This window comes from Mycobacterium sp. (assembly GCF_032159775.1).
Taxonomy (GTDB): Bacteria; Actinomycetota; Actinomycetes; order Mycobacteriales; family Mycobacteriaceae; genus Mycobacterium.
Window position 1 is genome coordinate 29,735 of sequence record NZ_JAVHWK010000072.1, and the last position, 18,824, is coordinate 48,558.

Annotated in this window: 20 protein-coding genes; 16 read left to right on the plus strand and 4 right to left on the minus strand. The window is 66.3% G+C overall.

Going from position 1 to position 18,824, the window contains the following annotated elements; translation table 11 throughout:
* Window positions 1-34: 34 nt before the first annotated feature.
* The 9 genes from hisD to QOJ24_RS07685 are packed head-to-tail and all read left to right on the plus strand — an operon-like array spanning window position 35 to window position 7,399.
* Window positions 35-1,348, plus strand: coding sequence for a histidinol dehydrogenase (hisD, locus tag QOJ24_RS07645; RefSeq protein WP_526260408.1), 1,314 nt, complete (start codon window positions 35-37; stop codon window positions 1,346-1,348).
* Window positions 1,345-2,451, plus strand: coding sequence for a histidinol-phosphate transaminase (locus QOJ24_RS07650; protein WP_526260387.1), 1,107 nt, complete (start codon window positions 1,345-1,347; stop codon window positions 2,449-2,451). The genes hisD and QOJ24_RS07650 overlap by 4 nt, the downstream gene beginning before the upstream one ends.
* Complete coding sequence (hisB, locus tag QOJ24_RS07655; protein ID WP_526260388.1) at window positions 2,448-3,062, plus strand: imidazoleglycerol-phosphate dehydratase HisB; 615 nt, start codon at window positions 2,448-2,450, stop codon at window positions 3,060-3,062. The genes QOJ24_RS07650 and hisB overlap by 4 nt, the downstream gene beginning before the upstream one ends.
* Window positions 3,059-3,679 carry an imidazole glycerol phosphate synthase subunit HisH gene (gene hisH, locus QOJ24_RS07660; protein WP_526260389.1) on the plus strand — a complete coding sequence of 207 codons (621 nt, stop codon included), beginning with the start codon at window positions 3,059-3,061 and terminating at the stop codon, window positions 3,677-3,679. Before hisB ends, hisH begins: the two co-directional genes overlap by 4 nt.
* 19 nt (window positions 3,680-3,698) lie before the next feature.
* On the plus strand, window positions 3,699-4,445 hold the full coding sequence (gene priA, locus QOJ24_RS07665; RefSeq protein ID WP_526260390.1) for a bifunctional 1-(5-phosphoribosyl)-5-((5-phosphoribosylamino)methylideneamino)imidazole-4-carboxamide isomerase/phosphoribosylanthranilate isomerase PriA: 747 nt from the start codon (window positions 3,699-3,701) through the stop codon (window positions 4,443-4,445).
* Between the two features lie 5 nt (window positions 4,446-4,450).
* A complete protein-coding gene (locus QOJ24_RS07670) occupies window positions 4,451-5,266 on the plus strand; it encodes an inositol monophosphatase family protein (RefSeq protein WP_526260391.1) in 816 nt (271 codons plus the stop codon).
* On the plus strand, window positions 5,266-6,048 hold the full coding sequence (hisF, locus tag QOJ24_RS07675; protein WP_526260392.1) for an imidazole glycerol phosphate synthase subunit HisF: 783 nt from the start codon (window positions 5,266-5,268) through the stop codon (window positions 6,046-6,048). The genes QOJ24_RS07670 and hisF overlap by 1 nt, the downstream gene beginning before the upstream one ends.
* Entirely contained in the window at window positions 6,045-6,395 is a 351-nt protein-coding gene (gene hisI, locus QOJ24_RS07680) for a phosphoribosyl-AMP cyclohydrolase (RefSeq protein WP_526260393.1), read from the plus strand. The genes hisF and hisI overlap by 4 nt, the downstream gene beginning before the upstream one ends.
* A gap of 11 nt (window positions 6,396-6,406) precedes the next feature.
* Complete coding sequence (locus QOJ24_RS07685; RefSeq protein ID WP_526260394.1) at window positions 6,407-7,399, plus strand: alpha/beta hydrolase; 993 nt, start codon at window positions 6,407-6,409, stop codon at window positions 7,397-7,399.
* On the opposite strand, the gene QOJ24_RS07690 is transcribed toward QOJ24_RS07685, so the two are convergent.
* The 3 genes from QOJ24_RS07690 to QOJ24_RS07700 form a co-directional block, all read right to left on the minus strand.
* Window positions 7,378-8,352, minus strand: coding sequence for an LLM class flavin-dependent oxidoreductase (locus QOJ24_RS07690; RefSeq protein ID WP_526260395.1), 975 nt, complete (start codon window positions 8,350-8,352; stop codon window positions 7,378-7,380). The two genes, QOJ24_RS07685 and QOJ24_RS07690, sit on opposite strands and share 22 nt — an antisense overlap.
* A gap of 100 nt (window positions 8,353-8,452) precedes the next feature.
* The gene (locus tag QOJ24_RS07695; RefSeq protein ID WP_526260396.1) at window positions 8,453-9,253 is read right to left on the minus strand and encodes an ABC transporter ATP-binding protein; all 801 of its coding nucleotides are present in this window, start codon (window positions 9,251-9,253) and stop codon (window positions 8,453-8,455) included.
* The gene (locus tag QOJ24_RS07700; RefSeq protein ID WP_526260397.1) at window positions 9,250-9,714 is read right to left on the minus strand and encodes a peroxiredoxin; all 465 of its coding nucleotides are present in this window, start codon (window positions 9,712-9,714) and stop codon (window positions 9,250-9,252) included. The genes QOJ24_RS07695 and QOJ24_RS07700 overlap by 4 nt, the downstream gene beginning before the upstream one ends.
* A gap of 61 nt (window positions 9,715-9,775) precedes the next feature.
* Between QOJ24_RS07700 and QOJ24_RS07705 the strand changes: the two genes are divergently transcribed.
* The 7 genes from QOJ24_RS07705 (at window position 9,776) to QOJ24_RS07735 (ending at window position 17,390) form a co-directional block, all read left to right on the plus strand.
* Window positions 9,776-11,302 carry an anthranilate synthase component I gene (locus tag QOJ24_RS07705; RefSeq protein ID WP_526260398.1) on the plus strand — a complete coding sequence of 509 codons (1,527 nt, stop codon included), beginning with the start codon at window positions 9,776-9,778 and terminating at the stop codon, window positions 11,300-11,302.
* The gene (locus QOJ24_RS07710) at window positions 11,299-11,895 is read left to right on the plus strand and encodes a TIGR02234 family membrane protein (protein ID WP_526260399.1); all 597 of its coding nucleotides are present in this window, start codon (window positions 11,299-11,301) and stop codon (window positions 11,893-11,895) included. Before QOJ24_RS07705 ends, QOJ24_RS07710 begins: the two co-directional genes overlap by 4 nt.
* 84 nt (window positions 11,896-11,979) lie before the next feature.
* Window positions 11,980-12,798 (plus strand): indole-3-glycerol phosphate synthase TrpC, encoded by an 819-nt coding sequence (gene trpC, locus QOJ24_RS07715; protein ID WP_526260400.1) that lies wholly within the window; start codon window positions 11,980-11,982, stop codon window positions 12,796-12,798.
* 3 nt (window positions 12,799-12,801) lie between these two features.
* Window positions 12,802-14,073, plus strand: coding sequence for a tryptophan synthase subunit beta (gene trpB, locus QOJ24_RS07720; protein ID WP_526260401.1), 1,272 nt, complete (start codon window positions 12,802-12,804; stop codon window positions 14,071-14,073).
* Entirely contained in the window at window positions 14,070-14,861 is a 792-nt protein-coding gene (gene trpA / locus QOJ24_RS07725) for a tryptophan synthase subunit alpha (protein ID WP_526260402.1), read from the plus strand. The genes trpB and trpA overlap by 4 nt, the downstream gene beginning before the upstream one ends.
* Entirely contained in the window at window positions 14,858-16,612 is a 1,755-nt protein-coding gene (lgt, locus tag QOJ24_RS07730; protein WP_526260403.1) for a prolipoprotein diacylglyceryl transferase, read from the plus strand. Before trpA ends, lgt begins: the two co-directional genes overlap by 4 nt.
* A gap of 103 nt (window positions 16,613-16,715) precedes the next feature.
* The gene (locus tag QOJ24_RS07735) at window positions 16,716-17,390 is read left to right on the plus strand and encodes an alpha/beta fold hydrolase (RefSeq protein WP_526260404.1); all 675 of its coding nucleotides are present in this window, start codon (window positions 16,716-16,718) and stop codon (window positions 17,388-17,390) included.
* Here the strand turns inward: QOJ24_RS07735 and QOJ24_RS07740 are convergent.
* A partial coding sequence (locus QOJ24_RS07740; protein WP_526260405.1) for a flavin-containing monooxygenase occupies window positions 17,387-18,824 on the minus strand: 1,438 nt, incomplete at its 5' end. The genes QOJ24_RS07735 and QOJ24_RS07740 overlap by 4 nt on opposite strands.

The following is an 18,824-nucleotide window of genomic DNA, read 5'->3' on the forward strand; positions in this document are numbered from 1 at the left end:
ATTTGGCCTGTTCTGGGACAATAGGTGCATGAACATGGCCCGCATCGACCTGCGCGGCGCTGACCTGTCGGCTGCCCGGTTGAGATCTGCGCTGCCGCGCGGTGGGGTGGACGTCGACGCGGTGGTGCCGAAAGTGCGGCCAATCGTCGACGCCGTCGCCTCACGCGGCGCGCAGGCCGCCCTCGAGTTCGGCGAGTCGTTCGACGGTGTGCGCCCCGCGCAGGTGCGGGTGCGCACGCCTGAACTGCAGGGCGCCCTCGACCGGCTGCCGTCCGATGTCCGCACCGCACTCGAGGTGGCGATCGAGCGGACCCGCGCTGTGCACGGCGATCAGCGGCGCACCGACACCACGACGACGCTGGCGCCCGGCGCCACGGTGACGGAACGTTGGGTGCCCATCGAGCGCGTCGGCCTGTATGTGCCGGGCGGCAACGCCGTCTACCCCTCCAGCGTGGTGATGAACGTGGTGCCTGCGCAGATCGCGGGCGTGGACTCGCTGGTCATTGCGAGCCCGCCGCAGGCGCAGTTCGACGGCCTGCCGCATCCCACCATTCTTGCTGCGGCACGCCTGCTCGGTGTCGACGAGGTGTGGGCTGTCGGCGGAGCCCAGGCCGTCGCGATCATGGCCTACGGCGGAACCGACACCGATGGCACGGAGTTGGCTCCGGTCGACATGGTCACCGGGCCGGGCAACATCTACGTCACGGCCGCCAAGCGAATATGTCGCTCTCAGATCGGCATCGACGCTGAAGCAGGCCCGACCGAGATCGCGATTCTGGCCGACGGCACCGCAGATCCCGTACATGTCGCCGCTGACCTCATCAGCCAGGCCGAACACGACGAGATGGCCGCCAGCGTGCTGGTCACGCCGAGTATCTCGCTCGCCGACGCAACCGACCGCGAACTCGCCGTCCAGTTGGAAACCACCGTGCACCGCGAACGGGTTTCCGCCGCACTGTCGGGACGGCAGTCGGCGATCGTGCTCGTCGACGACATCGATGCCGGCGTCAAGACGGTCAACGCCTACGCAGCCGAGCACCTCGAGATCCAGACCGCTGACGCGCGCGAGGTGGCCGGCCGAATCCGTTCCGCCGGAGCGATTTTCGTTGGTGCCTTCTCGCCGGTCAGTCTCGGCGACTATTGCGCAGGCTCCAACCATGTGCTGCCGACCGCAGGTTGTGCGCGGCACTCCAGTGGCCTGTCGGTGCAGACGTTCCTTCGCGGCATACACGTCGTCGACTATGACGAGGCGGCGCTGAAAGACGTGTCCGGATATGTGATCACGCTCGCCGAGGCTGAAAATCTGCCTTCTCACGGCGAGGCGGTGCGCCGGAGGTTCGAGACGTGAGACCAGGCGACAAGGTTTCCCTGGACGATCTTCCGCTTCGCGAGGACCTGCGCGGCAAATCGCCGTACGGCGCACCACAACTCGCGGTGCCCGTACGGCTCAACACCAACGAGAACCCGCATCCACCGACCCAGGCGCTGATCGACGATGTCACCAGCTCGGTCCGCGCTGTCGCAGGCGACCTGCACCGGTATCCCGACCGCGACGCGGTGGCTCTGCGCAGCGAGCTCGCGGCGTACCTCTCGGCTCAGACCGGCGTCGACGTCGGCGTCGAGAACCTCTGGGCTGCCAACGGCTCCAACGAAATTCTGCAGCAGCTGCTGCAGGCGTTCGGGGGGCCGGGACGAAGCGCGATCGGATTCGTACCGTCGTACTCGATGCACCCGATCATCTCCGACGGCACGCAGACCGAGTGGCTGGTGGCCAACCGCGCCGACGATTTCAGCCTTGACGCCGAGGTCGCGGTGCACGCCATCAAGGAACACAACCCCGACATCGTCTTCGTCGCGAGCCCGAACAACCCGTCGGGCCAGAGCGTTCCGCTCGAGGAACTTCGCCGGCTCCTCGAAGCGATGACCACCGGCATCCTGATCCTCGACGAGGCGTACGGCGAATTCTCCTCCGAACTCAGCGCGGTGAACCTCGTCGCCGAGTTCCCGTTGAAACTCGTCGTGACCCGCACCATGAGCAAGGCATTCGCGTTCGCAGGCGGCAGGCTCGGCTACCTGATCGCCGCCCCGGCGGTGGTCGACGCCATGCTGCTGGTGCGGCTGCCCTATCACCTGTCATCGGTGACCCAGGCCGCCGCCCGCGCCTCGCTGCGGCACGCCGACGACACGCTCGGCAGCGTCGCCACGCTCATCTCGGAACGCAACCGCGTGACAGACGCGTTAACGGGTATGGGTTTCCGGGTGATTCCCAGCGATGCGAACTTCGTGCTGTTCGGCGAGTTCGCCGACGCACCGGCCACCTGGCAGCGGTACCTCGACGCGGGCATCCTCATCCGCGACGTCGGGATCCCCGGATATCTGCGCACCACCATCGGCCTGGCCGAGGAGAACGACGCGCTGCTGGAAGCCAGCGCACGAATAGGAGCACAGTGACCACCAACCGTCGCGCCCGCGTCGAACGCAAGACGAAGGAATCCGACATCGTCGTCGAGCTCGATCTCGACGGCACCGGAGCCGTGAACATCTCCACCGGCGTCCCGTTCTACGACCACATGCTCACGGCGCTGGGCAGCCACGCCAGCTTCGACCTCACCGTCGACGCCAAAGGCGACGTCGAGATCGAAGGCCACCACACGATCGAGGACACCGCGATCGTGCTGGGCCAGGCGCTGCGGGAGGCGCTCGGCGACAAGAAGGGCATCCGGCGCTTCGGTGACGCCTTCATCCCCATGGACGAGACGCTCGCCCATGCGGCGGTGGACGTCTCAGGGCGGCCGTACTGCGTGCACACCGGCGAGCCGGAACACATGCTGCACAGCACGATTGCCGGCTCCGAGGTGCCGTATCACACCGTCATCAACCGGCACGTGTTCGAGTCGCTGGCCATGAATGCCCGTATCGCGCTGCACGTGCGGACGCTCTACGGGCGCGATCCGCATCACATCACCGAGGCCCAGTACAAGGCCGTCGCGCGGGCACTGCGTCAAGCCGTCGAGTACGACCCCCGGGTGACCGGCGTGCCGTCCACCAAAGGCAGCCTGTGACGAGGAAATCCGTTGTAGTACTCGATTACGGCTCGGGCAACCTTCGGTCGGCGCAGCGCGCGCTGGAAAGGGTGGGTGCCGACGTCGAGGTGACCGCAGACGCCGGTGCGGCCGCGCGCGCCGACGGGTTGGTGGTGCCAGGCGTGGGTGCATACGAGGCATGCATGACCGGCCTGCGGGAGATCGGCGGCGACAAGATCATCGCCGAGCGGGTCGCCGCAGGCTTGCCGGTGCTCGGAGTGTGCGTGGGCATGCAGATCCTGTTTGCTCGCGGCGTGGAATTCGGCGTCGAATCGCAGGGCTGCGGTCAGTGGCCCGGCGCGGTCGTCCGGCTCGATGCCCCGGTGATTCCGCACATGGGGTGGAACGTCGTCGACGCCGCGGCAGGCAGCGCGCTGTTCAAGGGACTCGACCCCGCCACCCGGTTCTATTTCGTGCACTCGTACGCCGCGCAGGTATGGGAAGGCGACCCCGCAGCACTGCTGACCTGGGCAACCCACAACGTGCCGTTCTTGGCGGCCGTCGAGGACGGTGCGCTCGCGGCCACCCAGTTTCACCCCGAGAAGAGCGGCGACGCGGGCGCGACACTGCTCGGCAATTGGGTATCGGCCCTGTGAGGACGCTAGGTTGACGGCCGTGCAACTGATTCTCCTGCCCGCCGTCGACGTGGTGGACGGCACAGCGGTGCGGCTTGTGCAAGGCCAGGCGGGCAGCGAAACCGAATACGGCTCCGCGCTGGACGCCGCGATGAACTGGCAGCGCGACGGAGCCGAGTGGATCCACCTTGTTGACCTCGACGCGGCGTTCGGCCGGGGGTCGAACCGCGAACTGCTCGCCGAGGTCGTCGGAAAGCTCGACGTGGCCGTGGAATTGTCCGGGGGCATCCGTGACGAGGAGTCCCTCGACGCTGCGCTTGCGACCGGCTGCGCCAGGGTCAACATCGGCACCGCAGCGCTGGAGAACCCCGAGTGGTGCGCCCGCGCGATCAGCGAGCACGGCGACAAGGTGGCGGTCGGACTCGACGTGAAGATCGATCCCTCCCTACCCGACGGTGGCTTCCGGCTCCGCGGCCGCGGCTGGGAGACCGACGGTGGAGATCTGTGGCCCGTCCTGGAACGCCTTGACAGGCAGGGGTGTTCGCGGTTCGTCGTCACCGACGTCACCAAGGATGGCACGTTGCAAGGACCCAACCTGGACCTGCTGTCCAGCGTTGCCGAACGCACCGACGCACCGGTTATCGCATCCGGCGGGGTGTCCAGCCTCGACGACCTGCGCGCCATCGCCACCCTCACCGGCAGTGGGATCGAGGGCGCGATCATCGGAAAGGCTTTGTACGCAGGGCGATTCACCCTGCCGCAGGCGTTGGCAGCGGTAGGGGGTTAGCCACCATGGCGCTGGACGAGACCGATCTGGACGCACTGGTCTCCGAGGCCGCCGCGATCCTCGACGAAGCCGCGATACCGTTCGTGTCGGGCCACGGTGCCGACTCGGCCGTACAGAAAAAAGGCAACGACTTCGCCACCGAGGTCGATCTCGCGATCGAACGTCAGGTGGTGGAGGCGCTGGTGTCGCGCACCGGTATCGAGGTGCACGGCGAGGAGTTCGGCGGCGCCGACATCGACTCGCCGTTGGTGTGGGTGCTCGACCCGATCGACGGAACGATCAACTACGCCGCAGGGCTGCCGACGGCTGCCATTCTGCTTGGGCTGGTGCGCGACGGGCAGCCGGTGGCCGGCCTGACATGGTTACCGTTCACCGATACCCGATTCACCGCTGTTGTCGGAAAACCGTTGTACACCAACGGCGTTGCCCAGCCACCGCTTCAACCAACCGTGCTGTCCGACAGTGTCGTCGGCACCGGCACCTTCGATATCGACTCCAGGGGATATTTTCCCGGCCGATATCGGATCGCGATCATCGAACGGCTGAGCCGGGAGTGCTCGCGGATGCGGATGCATGGCGCGATCGGCTTCGACATGGCTTACACCGCGGCAGGCATCCTCGGCGCCGCGCTGAACTTCGGCGGCCACGTCTGGGATCACGCGGCCGGTGTCGCGTTAGTGCGGGCTGCCGGCGGCGTCGTCACCGATCTGGCAGGCAACGACTGGGTCGTCGGCGCACGGGGTGCACTGGCCGGATCTCCCGGTGTGCACGCCGAGATGCTCGAAATTGTGGCGTCGGTCGGTGCGCCGGGGGATTACTGATGGACCCCAGGGACCTCGCGGTCCGCATCATTCCCTGTCTCGATGTCGACGACGGCCGGGTGGTCAAGGGCATCAACTTCGAAAACCTGCGCGACGCCGGAGATCCCGTCGAACTCGCTGCTGCCTACGACCGAGAAGGTGCCGACGAACTCACCTTTCTGGATGTGACGGCCAGTTCGTCGGGCCGTGCCACCATGCTCGAGGTCGTCAAACGGACCGCCGAGCAGGTGTTCATTCCGTTGACCGTCGGTGGCGGTGTGCGATCGGTGGCCGACGTCGACGTGTTGTTGCGGGCAGGTGCCGACAAGGTCGCCGTCAACACCGCGGCCATTGCCCGGCCCGAACTGCTTGCCGAACTGTCCCGCCGGTTCGGGTCGCAGTGCATCGTCTTGTCGGTCGACGCCAGGACCGTGCCCGAGGGTTCGCAGTCCACGCCGTCGGGATGGGAGGTCACCACCCACGGCGGACGGCGCGGCACCGGGATGGACGCCATCGAATGGGCCGCCCGCGGCGCCGAGTTGGGCGTCGGCGAGATCCTGCTCAACTCCATGGACTTCGACGGCACCAAGGCGGGGTTCGACCTCAGGATGCTGCGGGCGCTCCGCGGTGCGGTCACCATCCCGGTGATCGCGAGTGGTGGTGCGGGGGCGAAGGAAGATTTCGCGTCCGCGGTTGTTGCAGGAGCCGACGCCGTGTTGGCCGCGAGCGTTTTCCACTTCGGGGAGTTGACGATCGGCGAGGTCAAGGCGGCGATGGCGGCAGAAGGGATCGTGGTGCGATGACGGCATTGGACGCGGGCATTTCGTCGCGGCTCAAGCGTGACGCCAACGGGCTGTTCACCGCGGTCGTGCAGGAGCGGGGTACCGGAGCGGTGCTGATGGTGGCATGGATGGACGACGCCGCGCTCGCCCGCACGCTCGAAACACGTGAGGCGACCTACTTTTCGCGGTCACGCGGCGAGCAGTGGATCAAGGGCCGGACATCGGGCCACACGCAACACGTGCACTCGGTGCGGCTGGACTGCGACGGAGACACTGTGCTGCTCGAAGTCGACCAGGTGGGCGGGGCATGCCACACCGGCGACCACTCCTGCTTCGACGCCGACCCGCTGCTGACACCGGAGAGCTAGATTTCCCGCTAATGAGAAAGGCCGCCGCATTTGCCGCCGTCGGCGTGACTGCGTTGGCGGTCCGTCGATCCAGGGCGCTGCGAGAATCGATATCGGCGATCGACCCCGAGTTACGAACGCCGGGAATGCTCGCCTTGGCCGTCCCGTTCAACCGTTTCACTCTCCCGTTCGTTCGGATGGCCTATCGGTTCAGCTCGAGCCCCGGACAAGGGGTCACACAGACCACCCACCGTGTCGGGGGCGTACGCCTCTTGGTCTTCACGCCGACCGAGGTGGCTTCGCCGCGACCGGCCGTGCTGTGGATCCACGGCGGTGGAATGTGTGTGGGCACCCCACAAATAGAGGCCGTGCTGTCCGCGGACATGGCGCGAGAGGTGGGCGCGGTGGTGGTGTCGCCTGACTACCGGCTCGCACCCGAGAACGCCTTTCCGGCGGCGCTGGATGACTGCGTGGCCACGCTGAAGTGGATGGCCGAGCACGCCGACGAACTCGGCATCGACCCCGATCGCATCGCCGTGCACGGAGTGAGTGCGGGAGGGGGACTGGCTGCGTCGATCGCACAGCGCAGCTTTGACGAGGGGATCGCGTTGCGGGCACAGGTGCTCGGCTATCCGATGCTCGACGACCGGACCACCCTGCGTGACGACCACGCGGCCCGGGGCGAGTTGACGTGGACGCCGTCATCCAACAAGTGGGCCTGGACCGCTTACCTGGGACGCGAGCCGCGTATGTCGGACGCTCCGCAGTATGCGGCGCCCGCGCGCAGACCGGATATGGCCGGGCTGGCGCCGGCGTGGATCGGAATCGGTGAGCTGGACCTGTTCTACGAGGAAAGCGTTGCCTACGCCGAGAAGCTGATCGCTGCCGGCGTGCCGTGTGAACTCGTGACTGTTCGCGGGATGTATCACGGCGCCGATCACATCGCCCCTAATGCCGTGTCCATGCGCAACTTTCACGCCAGCATGGTGAGTTTCCTGCGTTCTCATCTTGACGCGGCCGCGTAGAAGGTCGTCAGCTCGCGGGCGATGTCGCGGCCGCTCGGGGTAAAGATGATCTCTCGGACACCGTGGTCGGCCAGATCCATCACGCGCGTGCCGATCTCGTCAGGCGTCCCGATCGTCGCCAGGCCGTCGGGCGCGTCGTCGAGGAGCGCTTGATCGCGTTCGGTGAGATGTGTGACGTGACCCTGGTGGGTGAGCAGGTGGCGTTCGCCGTCCGGTGCGAGCGCCTCGAGTGCCTCGCGCCACCCGCGGCCGCCGGGTAACGCGTCGACGGCTTCCGGCCCCGCGACGGCGTACGCCTCGTGGTAGGTGACGACCATCCACGGGCCGACCGCGTCTTGCACGCGTGCGCTGTCGTGGTCCTCGTCGTGCTCCAACACGGTGGCAGGCATCAGCATCGCGGTGGGCAATGCGTGATCCATCGGACGTCCGACGATGATGCCGTCGGCGATCTCCGAGGCCAGCGCCATTCCGCGTGGTCCGAAGACGCTGAGCCAGATCTCGACGTCGATCGGCCGTGGCGCGGCAAGGCCGTCGGCGTGAAGCATGCGGGCCGGTTGGCCATCGATGATCACCGTTTCACCGGCCAATAAGCGACGCACGGCAATCACGTAATCGCGCATGGCCTGCAGTGTCACCGGTCTTTGACCCATCGTGCGGCGTGCCGTAGCTCCCGTTCCGAAACACGCACGAAAGCGTCCAGCGGAAAGGCGCGCAATGGCGGCAATGGCGGACGCCAACGACATCTCCGACCGTTCACCCGGAATCAGCACTGCGGTCGCAAGCCCGATGCGCGACGTGCGGTCGGCGGCGAGCGCGAGATGAACGAACCGGTCCTCCCAGAACGATGCCGAGTCGAAGATCCAAACCCGCGAATAGCCCAGCGCTTCTGCTAGGACGGCCAGCTCTGCGAATTGCGGCCCGGGAGGCAAACCACACGACAGCTCGACCGCCATGGCTGCAGAATAAGGCCGTTTGCCCGTCGCACGGCTTCATTTTGCAGTCCGGGTTGTGGAATTGGCGGTGGGACGACCGTGGATGCAAAACGGCGAGTTGCTAGGGCTCGATGATGCGGGTGGCCTTGGCCCGCGCGGTCCAGCGGCCCTCGTCGTAACCGACCACGACGGGGTGCGCGAACGCTGCGCTGACGTTGTCGGTCGTCACGGTCGAGCGCGCGTCACCGATGGCCATCGTCCGTCCGTCGGCGATCAGCAGCGCGTGAGTGGTGGTCGTCGGCAGCTCCTCCAGATGGTGCGTGACGAGGATCGAAGCCACTTCTGGATGTGTTTCGTCGAGTGAGTCGATGGTTTCCAGCAGCTGTTCGCGAGCGGCGACGTCGAGCCCGGTGGTCGGCTCGTCGAGCAGCAACAGACGCGGTTCGGAGATGAGCGCCCTGGCGATGAGTGTGCGACCGCGTTCGCCCTGCGAAAGGGTCGGCCATACATCGTCGGCCCTGCGGGTCAGCCCGACCGCCGCAATCATCGCATCGGCACGGTCACGCTCATCGGCACTCGGCGTCCACCGCATCGGGGTGTCGATGGTGGCGGTGATTCCGGTCATCACAACGTCGCGGACCGACAGCGAATATTGAAGCCGGTGACGGGGATTCACGTGCCCGATGAGTCGGCGCAGTCGGGCAAGCTCGACCCGACCCATTTGTTCACCGAGAATGCGCACTGTTCCCGATGTCGGAAACATCACTGCCGCACAGAAACCCAGCAGTGTGCTCTTGCCCGCTCCGTTGGGGCCGAGCAGGGCCCAGTGCTCGCCGGCGTTCACAGTGAGCGAGATACCGTCGATGATCTGCTTGCCGTCGCGGCGAAACGTCACATCGCGCAGGGTGAGGACATCTGTCACGCCGACTGCCGCTGCCGCAGCACCTCCAGCGCCTTGTCGGCGTGCGTCTCCATGCTGAACTCACTCGAGATCACGTCCAGCACGGTCCTGTCGGTGTCGATCACGAACGTCGTGCGCTTGACCGGCATCAGCTTGCCCAACAGACCGCGCTTCACACCGAACGCGGCGGCAACCGTGCCGTCGGCGTCTGACAGCAGCGGATAGTCGAAGCGCTGGGTGTCGGAGAACTTGGCCTGCTTGGCGACCGGATCGGTGCTGATGCCGACCCGCGACGCACCGACGGCGGCGAAGTCGCTTGCCAGGTCGCGGAAGTGGCAGGCCTCCTTCGTGCAACCCGGGGTCATCGCCGCCGGGTAGAAGAACAGCGCGATCGGACCGTCGGCCAGCAGCGATGTGATGCTTCGCACAGCACCCTTTTGGTCGGGAAGTTCGAACTCGGCAACCCGGTCACCACGTTTCATGGGTGTGAGGCTACGCCTGGCTGATTTCCGGTCTTGCCATACCGGCTGGGAGGATCAGCACGTGCAAACCACCGCCGACCTGGCTGTCACGACCTCGCGCGAGGACTTCCGGGGGCTGGCCGCCGGGCACCGGGTCGTTCCGGTGACCCGCAAGGTGCTGGCCGACAGCGAGACGCCGCTGTCGGCCTACCGCAAGCTGGCAGCCAACCGTCCTGGCACGTTCCTCCTGGAATCCGCGGAGAACGGCCGGTCGTGGTCGCGGTGGTCGTTCATCGGCGCCGGCGCCCCGTCGGCGTTCACGGTCCGCGACGGCGAGGCGGCATGGTTGGGCGTCACGCCGCAGGATGCACCGAGTGGCGGCGACCCGCTGCACGCGCTGCGCGAGACGTTGGAGCTCCTCGAGACCGAACCTCTGCCCGGGTTGCCGCCGCTGTCCGGAGGTCTCGTCGGCTTCTTCGCCTATGACCTGGTTCGCCGCCTCGAAAGGCTGCCTGAGCTGGCTGTCAACGACCTCGGGCTGCCCGACATCCTGCTGTTGCTTGCCACCGATATCGCGGCCGTCGACCACCACGAGGGCACCATCACGCTGATCGCCAACGCAGTGAACTGGAACGGCACCGACGAGCGCGTCGACTGGGCCTACGACGACGCCGTCTCCAGGCTCGACGTGATGACCGAGGCGCTGGGCACGAACTTGTCGTCGACGGTGGCCACGTTCAGCAGGCCGGAACCGACGAACCGCCAACAGCGCACGGTCGAGGAGTACGGCGCGATCGTGGAGCGCCTCGTCGGCGAGATCGAAGCGGGCGAGGCATTTCAGGTCGTCCCGTCGCAGCGTTTCGAGATGGACACCGACGCGAACCCGCTCGACGTGTACCGGATGCTTCGGGTGTCCAATCCCAGCCCGTACATGTATCTGCTGAATGTGCCCGACGCCGATGGCGGACTGGATTTCTCGATCGTCGGGTCGAGTCCCGAAGCGTTGGTGACCGTCAAGGACGGCCGCGCGACAACGCATCCCATCGCAGGCACGCGGTGGCGTGGTGACAACGAGGAAGAAGACCTGTTGCTCGAAAAGGAGTTGCAGGAGGACGAGAAAGAACGCGCCGAGCACCTGATGCTTGTCGACCTCGGACGCAACGATCTCGGCCGCGTCTGCGTGCCGGGAACGGTGCGGGTCGAGGACTACAGCCATATCGAGCGCTACAGCCACGTCATGCATCTGGTATCGACTGTGACGGGGCAGCTGGCCGACGGCAAGACCGCGCTGGACGCGGTCACTGCGTGTTTCCCGGCAGGCACGTTGACCGGCGCGCCGAAAGTGCGGGCAATGGAGCTCATCGAGGAGGTCGAGAAGACCCGTCGCGGTCTTTACGGCGGCGTCCTCGGCTATCTGGACTTCGCGGGCGATGCCGATTTCGCCATCGCCATCCGCACCGCGTTGATCCGCGAGGGGACTGCGTATGTGCAGGCGGGCGGGGGAGTCGTAGCCGACTCCAACGGCCCGTACGAGTACAACGAATCCACCAATAAGGCCAAGGCGGTGCTGAACGCCATCGCCGCGGCGGAGACGCTGACCGAGCCATGAAGCACATCGGGCAGGTTCTCCTAATGGCGGCGGCGGGCGCGCTGTGGTTGGCGTCGCGCATGACATGGGTGCAGGTGCGCTCATTCGACGGCCTTGGTCAGCCGGAAACAGCCACGCTGAACGGCGCAACCTGGTCGACGGCGCTGGTGCCGCTTGCGGTGATCCTGCTGGCCGCCGTGCTCAAGTCGACGATCGGGCCGCGGTGGCAATTGCGGCTGCTTGCGCTCATCGTCGGTGCGCTGAGCGCCGTGATCGCCTACCTGGCGATCAGCCTGTGGGTGACGCCCGATGTGGCCGTCCGCGCAGCGGGCCTCGCCGAGGTGCCGGTGGCGGATCTGGTGGGCACGCAGCGGTACTACTGGGGTGCCGTCGTGACGTTGATCGCCGCCGTGCTGACGCTCGCAGGCGCGGCGCTGCTCATCCGGTCACCCGTGAAAGACGAGTCGAATCATGACAAATACGAGGCTCCGGCGCGGCGGCGCGAAGCGGCGCGGCGACGCGCTGCGGCAGGCGACCAGATGTCGGAGCGGACGATGTGGGACGCGCTCGACGAGGGCCGTGATCCCACCAACCCAGACACCGAGGGGCGGTGACAGTTGATGTGTCCGGTGCGGCTACCCTTCGATGAAGATCATCCGGCAGCAAGGCGGCGCGAACGCGAAGGGAGTTCACGGCCTATGAGCTCGGCGACCGTGCTCGACTCCATCATTGAGGGAGTCCGCGCCGACGTCGCCGCACGCGAAGCGGCCGTCAGCTTCGACGAGATCAAGGCGGCAGCCAAGGCCGCCCATTCGCCGCGCGACGTGATGGCGGCGCTGCGTGAACCCGGTATCGGTGTCATCGCCGAGGTGAAGCGGGCCAGCCCGTCGCGAGGAGCCCTCGCGACAATCTCGGATCCGGCGAAACTTGCCGGCGCATACGAGGATGGCGGAGCGCGCGTCATCAGTGTGCTTACCGAGCAGCGGCGCTTCAACGGTTCGCTCGACGACTTGGACGCTGTGCGCGCCGCGGTGTCAATCCCGGTGCTGCGCAAGGACTTCATCGTCGGCCCGTATCAGGTGCACGAGGCCCGTGCACATGGCGCGGACATGCTGCTGCTCATCGTGGCGGCGCTCGAGCAGTCCGCACTCGCCTCGATGCTGGATCGCACGGAGTCCCTCGGTATGACGGCGTTGGTCGAGGTGCACACCGAAGAGGAAGCCGACCGCGCACTGCAGGCCGGGGCGAAGGTCATCGGCGTCAACGCGCGCGACCTCAAGACGCTCGACGTGGACCGGGATTGCTTCGCGCGCATCGCACCTGGGCTGCCGTCCAACGTGATCCGGATCGCCGAGTCGGGTGTGCGCGGTCCAGCCGACCTGTTGGCGTACGCCGGTGCAGGGGCGGACGCCGTTCTCGTCGGTGAGGGTCTGGTCACCAGCGGTGACCCGCGCAGTGCCGTCGCCGATTTGGTCACCGCAGGCACGCATCCGTCCTGCCCGAAACCGTCGCGCTGAACAGTGGCCGATCTCGCCGGCCCTGAGTTGCCGCGTTCCAGTGCGGCGGTCGCAGAACCGACCGTCCACGATCCCGACGCCAAGGGACACTTCGGTGCCTTCGGTGGACGGTTCGTTCCCGAGGCGCTGATGGCCGTCATCGAAGAAGTCACCGCTGCGTACGAAAAGGCCCGGGGTGATCAAGCGTTCCTCGATGAACTGGACCGGCTGCAGCGGCACTACAGCGGTCGACCGTCACCGCTGTACGAGGCCGAACGGCTCAGCGAGCATGCGGGCGGCGCGCGACTCTTCCTCAAGCGAGAAGACCTGAACCACACCGGCTCTCACAAGATCAACAACGTGCTGGGCCAGGCGCTGCTCGCGCGACAGATGGGCAAGACGCGTGTCATCGCCGAGACCGGTGCGGGCCAGCATGGCGTGGCCACCGCAACGGCGTGTGCGCTGCTGGGGTTGGACTGTGTCATCTACATGGGCGCCGTCGACACAGCCCGTCAGGCGCTCAACGTTGCACGGATGCGGTTACTCGGAGCCGAGGTCGTGTCCGTGGAGTCCGGCTCCAAGACGCTCAAGGACGCGATCAACGACGCGTTCCGTGACTGGGTGACCAACGCGGACGACACGTACTACTGCTTCGGCACGGCTGCAGGCCCGCACCCGTTCCCGGTGATGGTTCGTGACTTTCAACGGGTGATCGGGCTCGAAGCCCGTGTGCAGATCCAGGATCAGGCCGGCCGGCTGCCCGACGCGGTCACCGCATGCGTTGGCGGCGGGTCGAACGCCATCGGTGTGTTCCATGCGTTCATCGATGATCCGGGTGTGAAGTTGGTTGGCTACGAGGCGGCGGGCGATGGTGTCGAAACCGGCCGTCACGCGGCGACGTTCGCCGGCGGGTCCCCCGGTGCGTTCCAGGGGTCGTTCTCATATCTGTTGCAGGACGACGAAGGCCAGACCATCGAATCGCATTCGATTTCGGCGGGTTTGGACTACCCCGGTGTCGGGCCCGAACATGCCTTCCTCAAGGACACCGGGCGCGCCGAGTACCGGCCGATCACCGACGCCGAAGCGATGGATGCCTTCGGCTTGCTGTGCAGGACTGAAGGCATCATCCCGGCAATCGAATCTGCTCACGCGGTGGCCGGTGCGCTGGAATTGGGTAAGGAGCTGGGAGCGGGATCGGTCATCGTGGTGAACATGTCGGGCCGCGGTGACAAAGATGTGGAGACGGCGGCCAAGTGGTTTGACCTGCTCGACAGCAAGGGGACCGCCGCGTCATGACGAATGGCCTTTCCGGCACGTTCGCAGCGTGCCGTGAGCAGGGGCGGTCGGCCCTCATCGGGTACCTTCCGACCGGCTACCCCGATGTCCCGACCTCGATTTCGGCGATGACGGCCCTGGTCGAGTCCGGTTGCGACATCATCGAAGTCGGGATGCCGTATTCCGACCCCGGTATGGACGGGCCCACCATCGCGACCGCCACCGAGGTGGCGTTGCGCGGCGGTGTGCGGGTCCGCGACTCGTTGACCGCCGTCGAGGCGATCAGCAAGGCGGGCGGCCGCGCGGTGGTGATGACGTACTGGAACCTGGTGCTGCATTACGGCGTCGACGCGTTCGCCCGCGATCTGGCATCCGCGGGCGGGCTCGGGATGATCACACCAGACCTGATTCCCGACGAAGCGGGCGAATGGCTGGCGGTATCGGACGTATACGGCTTGGACCGGATTTTCCTGGTAGCGCCGTCGTCAACGCCCGAGCGCCTTGCCGCAACAGCCGCGGCGTCGCGCGGATTCGTCTATGCGGCTTCGACGATGGGCGTTACGGGGGCACGGGATGCGGTTTCCAACGCAGCACCCGAGCTGGTGGCGCGGGTGAAGTCGGTTTCCGATATTCCGGTCGGCGTAGGACTGGGGGTGAGGTCGCGAGAGCAGGCCGCAGAGATCGGTGCGTACGCAGACGGTGTAATTGTTGGTTCGGCCCTGGTGTCGGCGCTCACGGAGGGCATCCCCGCCCTGCGAGCGCTGACCGAAGAACTGGCCGACGGTGTCCGGCAGGGGATTTCGGCGTGACCACGACCTTACTTGCATCATTTCCGAGTCCGTCGCAGGGCGTCTGGCATCTCGGTCCGATTCCGCTTCGCGCCTACGCGCTATTCATTCTCGTCGGAGTGATCGCCGCATTGTTCATCGGCAACAAGCGCTGGTCCGAGCGCGGCGGCGAGCCGGGGGTCATCTTCGACATCGCACTGTGGGCCATCATCTTTGGCTTGATCGGGGGTCGGCTGTATCACGTTCTCACCGACTGGACCACCTACTTCGGCCCAGGTGGGGCCGGTCTGGTCGCGGCATTCAAGATCCAGGAGGGCGGCCTCGGGATCTGGGGTGCGGTCGCGCTGGGTGGCGTCGGTGCCTGGATCGGGTGTCGACGCAAGGGCATCCCGTTACCCGCCTTCGGCGATGCGGTGGCTCCCGGAATTGTGCTGGCACAAGCGATCGGCCGGATCGGTAACTACTTCAACCAGGAGCTCTACGGCAGGCCGACGTCGTTGCCGTGGGGTCTGGAAATCTTCGAGCGCCGCGATGCGAACGGTGCACTCGACTCCCTCAACGGGGCGTCGACCGGGCAGTTGATCGAGATCGTCCACCCCACCTTTCTGTATGAGTTGCTCTGGAACCTGTTGGTTTTCGCGTTCCTCATCTGGGTGGACCGCCGCTTCCGCATCGGTCACGGCAGGCTGTTCGCGCTGTACGTCGCCGCGTACTGCTTCGGGCGGTTCTGGGTTGAGCTGATGCGCAGCGACATGGCCACGCATATCGCCGGTATTCGGATCAACTCTTTCGTGTCGGTGTTCGTGTTCATTGGCGCTGTCGTCTACATCATGGTCGCGCCCAAGGGCCGCGAGGATCCGAGCGAGTTGCAAGGAGACGTCGCCGTCGACGACAAGGCCGAAAAGAAGACCGGCGAAAAGGATTCACGGGCCGACGAGGTCACCAAAGAGCTGGTCGCTGTCGCAGCGACGACGGGCGTGGTGGCAGCGGCGAAGGCTGCGGGCGCGAAGGAGGACGAAGACGCCGGGGACGACGCCCAGCCCCAAGCCGAAGCGGTCACCGAAGGTGAACAACTGGCCGAGGACGTCGCAAACGCACCCGCAGAGGACATCGCCGAGGCAGAGGCGTTCGCCGAGGCCGGCGAAGAAGCCGATGCGGCCGAGGAAGTCGGCGGCCTTGGCTCGGTTGAGGGTGAGGACGTGGTGGATGCCGATGCGGCGGCCGCGGAGGTTCACGAGGCGGCCGTCGAGAACGCCGAGGAATCAGCCGATTTGGCTGATGAGGTCGCTTCCGAGAAGCCCGAGGAGTCGGAGCCGGAACCCGAGGACGCCGAAGTCGACGCAGCCGAGGAAGTCGGTGGCCTTGGCTCGGTTGAGGGTGAGGACGCGGTGGACGCCGATGCGGCCGCCGCGGAGGTTCACGAAGCGGCCGTCGAGAACGCCGAGGAGTCAGCCGATTTGGCCGATGAGGTGTCCGATGACGCCTCGGCCGAAGACTCCGTGCAATCAGCTGTCGACAAGCCCGACGCCGACGAAGAAACCCAAGCCGAGGAAGTCGGCGACCTTGGCTCGGTTGAGGGTGACGACGCGGTGGGCGCCGATGCGGCCGCCGCGCAGGTACACGAAGCGGCCGTCGAGAACGCCGAGGGGTCAGCCGAATTGGCCGACGAGGTCGCTTCCGAGAAGCCCGAGGAGTCCGAGCCGGAACCCCGAGGACGCCGAAGTCGACGCATCCGAGGAAGTCGGTGGCCTTGGCTCGGTCGAGGGCGGTGAGGAAGCCGCCGAAGCCGCTGACGAAGTCGAAGAGCGGCGAGGGAACGAAGGACACGTCAGACTGACGACTTCGGCGGGCTCTAGAACGCGAAACGTCGTCCTGGTGCACGGCGCTTTCGTCGACGGATCCAGCTGGCGGGCGGTGTATCAGCTTCTCACCGAAGAGGGCTACCGGGTCGCGGTCGTGCAGAATCCGACGCTGTCCCTGTCCGGTGACGCAGCGGCGACGCGGCTCGTCATCGACGCGCAAGACGGGCCGGTGGTACTGGTGGGGCACTCATATGGTGGCGCGGTCATCACCGAGGCAGGCACGCACCACAACGTAGTGGCGCTGGTCTACATCGCAGCATTCGCGCCGGACGGGGGAGAGTCGGTGGACGCGCTTGGTGGCAACCCCGACGCGGCGGGGTCGCCGATCGTCGCCGCGCCTGGCGCCTTCTACTTCCAGGACCGCGAGAAATTCCACACCTCGTTTGGTGCAGACCTGTCCGCCCGCGACGCCGCGTTCCTGGCCGACTCCCAGGTGCCGTGGGGGACGGACGCCATGACCGGGACGGTTACCGAACCGGCCTGGCGCGTCAAGCCGAGTTGGTACCTGATTGCCACAGAAGACCGCATGATCACAACTTCCGCCCAGCGCGCAATGGCGCAGCGGGTCGGCGCGACCACAGTCGAGGTGACGGGCAGCCACGCCGTCTACATGTCACAGCCGCGGGCCGTCGCCGCCGTCATTCGAACGGCCTGTGCCGAGGCGATCGCGAATCCGCCGCCGGTCTAGGCGATATGGAAATCGCGGTCGTCGGGCCGCGCGAGCATGGCGGTCATCGTCTCGCGGTCATAGGGCCACAGATCGATGTTGCCCTCGTCGGTGAGGTACCAGGAGTTGCATCCGGTATTCCACACTGTGGGCCCGAGTGCCGCGGCGACGTCGTCGTTGAACTTCGTGGTCGCCTCTTCGGTCACCTCGACCGTGTCGAGTTCGCCGTCACGGAATCGTCGTAGCCACTGGGCGATGAATTTCGCCGTCAGCTCGGAGGAGTACTGCAGCGATACCGATCCTGTCGGTGAGTTCGGGCCCAGCACGGTGAAGAAGTTCGGGAAACCCGGGATGGCCGTCATGCGGTACGCCCGTGGGCCTTTGGCCCAGGCATCGTCGATATCCAGGCCGTCACGACCGTGCAACGTCATCGGGCGCATGTAGTTGTGAGGCTGAAATCCGGTCGCGAGTATCAGCAGGTCGACGTCGTGTTCGCGGCCGTCCGAGGTGCGGATGCCGCGCGGCGTGATCTCCTCGATCTCGGCGGTGACCACGTCGGCGTTTCTGGATCTGATCGCCCGGTAGTACGAGCCCGACATTACTTGCCGCTTGCAGAACGGTTCGTAGTCCGGAGTCAGCCGGTCGCGCAGTTCGCGATCCCGAATCTGAAGGCGAAGGCACAACCGTGCGTAGTTCTGCGCCAACCGGCGCTGCCACGTCGGCCGCAAGGCGATGTCGGTCAAGATGCGCGAGCCCCGAAGCAGTAGGTCGTAAAACCGACGATGAAGAGCAGGCGATCTACTTAGGATGGCGCCCATTAGGCCGGGCTGCGACAGGCCCATCGGCGCCCAGATCACCCATTGCGGAGTCCGAACGAAGTGCGTGATGTGAACGGCTTCGCGCTGCAGCGCGGACACGATCTGCACTCCGGTGGAACCGTTTCCGATGACGGCGATCCTGCGTCCGCTGGTCGCGATGTCGTCGTCCCATCGCGCGGTGTGCACGACATCGCCCTCGAATGCGGTGAGGCCAGGGATGTCCGGCGTGAACGGGTGGTGGAGCACGCCGGTCGCGGCGATCACGAAATCGGCTTCCAGCTCTGTACCGTCGGCGGTAGCCACCTGCCATGCGGGGCAGTCGAAGACAGTCGACACGACTTCGCAGTTCAAGCGAATGCGATCGTCGAGAGCGAATTGTTCGACGACCCCGCGGAGATAGCGCTGAATCTCGTCACCATTGGCGAATATTCCGGTCCAGTCCGGTTTGGGCGCGAACGAGAATTGGTAGAGCTGCGACGCGACGTCACACGTCAGACCGGGGTAGCGGTTCCAGTGCCACACACCACCGACGTCGGTACCCATCTCCAGAATCGTGAAGTCACGAAATCCGGCGCGCTGCAGCGTGACCGCGGTGGCGATGCCCGCGATACCCGCCCCGATGATGATGATCCTCGGC

Bases quoted from the DNA above. Each gene is read 5' to 3' on its own strand.
- trpC (WP_526260400.1), top strand. From the start codon at position 11,980: ATGAGCTCGGCGACCGTGCTCGACTCCATCATTGAGGGAGTCCGCGCC.
- QOJ24_RS07685 (WP_526260394.1), top strand. From the start codon at position 6,407: ATGAGAAAGGCCGCCGCATTTGCCGCCGTCGGCGTGACTGCGTTGGCG.
- trpA (WP_526260402.1), top strand. From the start codon at position 14,070: ATGACGAATGGCCTTTCCGGCACGTTCGCAGCGTGCCGTGAGCAGGGG.
- QOJ24_RS07710 (WP_526260399.1), top strand. From the start codon at position 11,299: ATGAAGCACATCGGGCAGGTTCTCCTAATGGCGGCGGCGGGCGCGCTG.
- hisF (WP_526260392.1), top strand. From the start codon at position 5,266: ATGGACCCCAGGGACCTCGCGGTCCGCATCATTCCCTGTCTCGATGTC.
- QOJ24_RS07690 (WP_526260395.1), bottom strand. From the start codon at position 8,352: ATGGCGGTCGAGCTGTCGTGTGGTTTGCCTCCCGGGCCGCAATTCGCA.
- hisD (WP_526260408.1), top strand. From the start codon at position 35: ATGGCCCGCATCGACCTGCGCGGCGCTGACCTGTCGGCTGCCCGGTTG.
- QOJ24_RS07700 (WP_526260397.1), bottom strand. From the start codon at position 9,714: ATGAAACGTGGTGACCGGGTTGCCGAGTTCGAACTTCCCGACCAAAAG.
- hisI (WP_526260393.1), top strand. From the start codon at position 6,045: ATGACGGCATTGGACGCGGGCATTTCGTCGCGGCTCAAGCGTGACGCC.
- QOJ24_RS07670 (WP_526260391.1), top strand. From the start codon at position 4,451: ATGGCGCTGGACGAGACCGATCTGGACGCACTGGTCTCCGAGGCCGCC.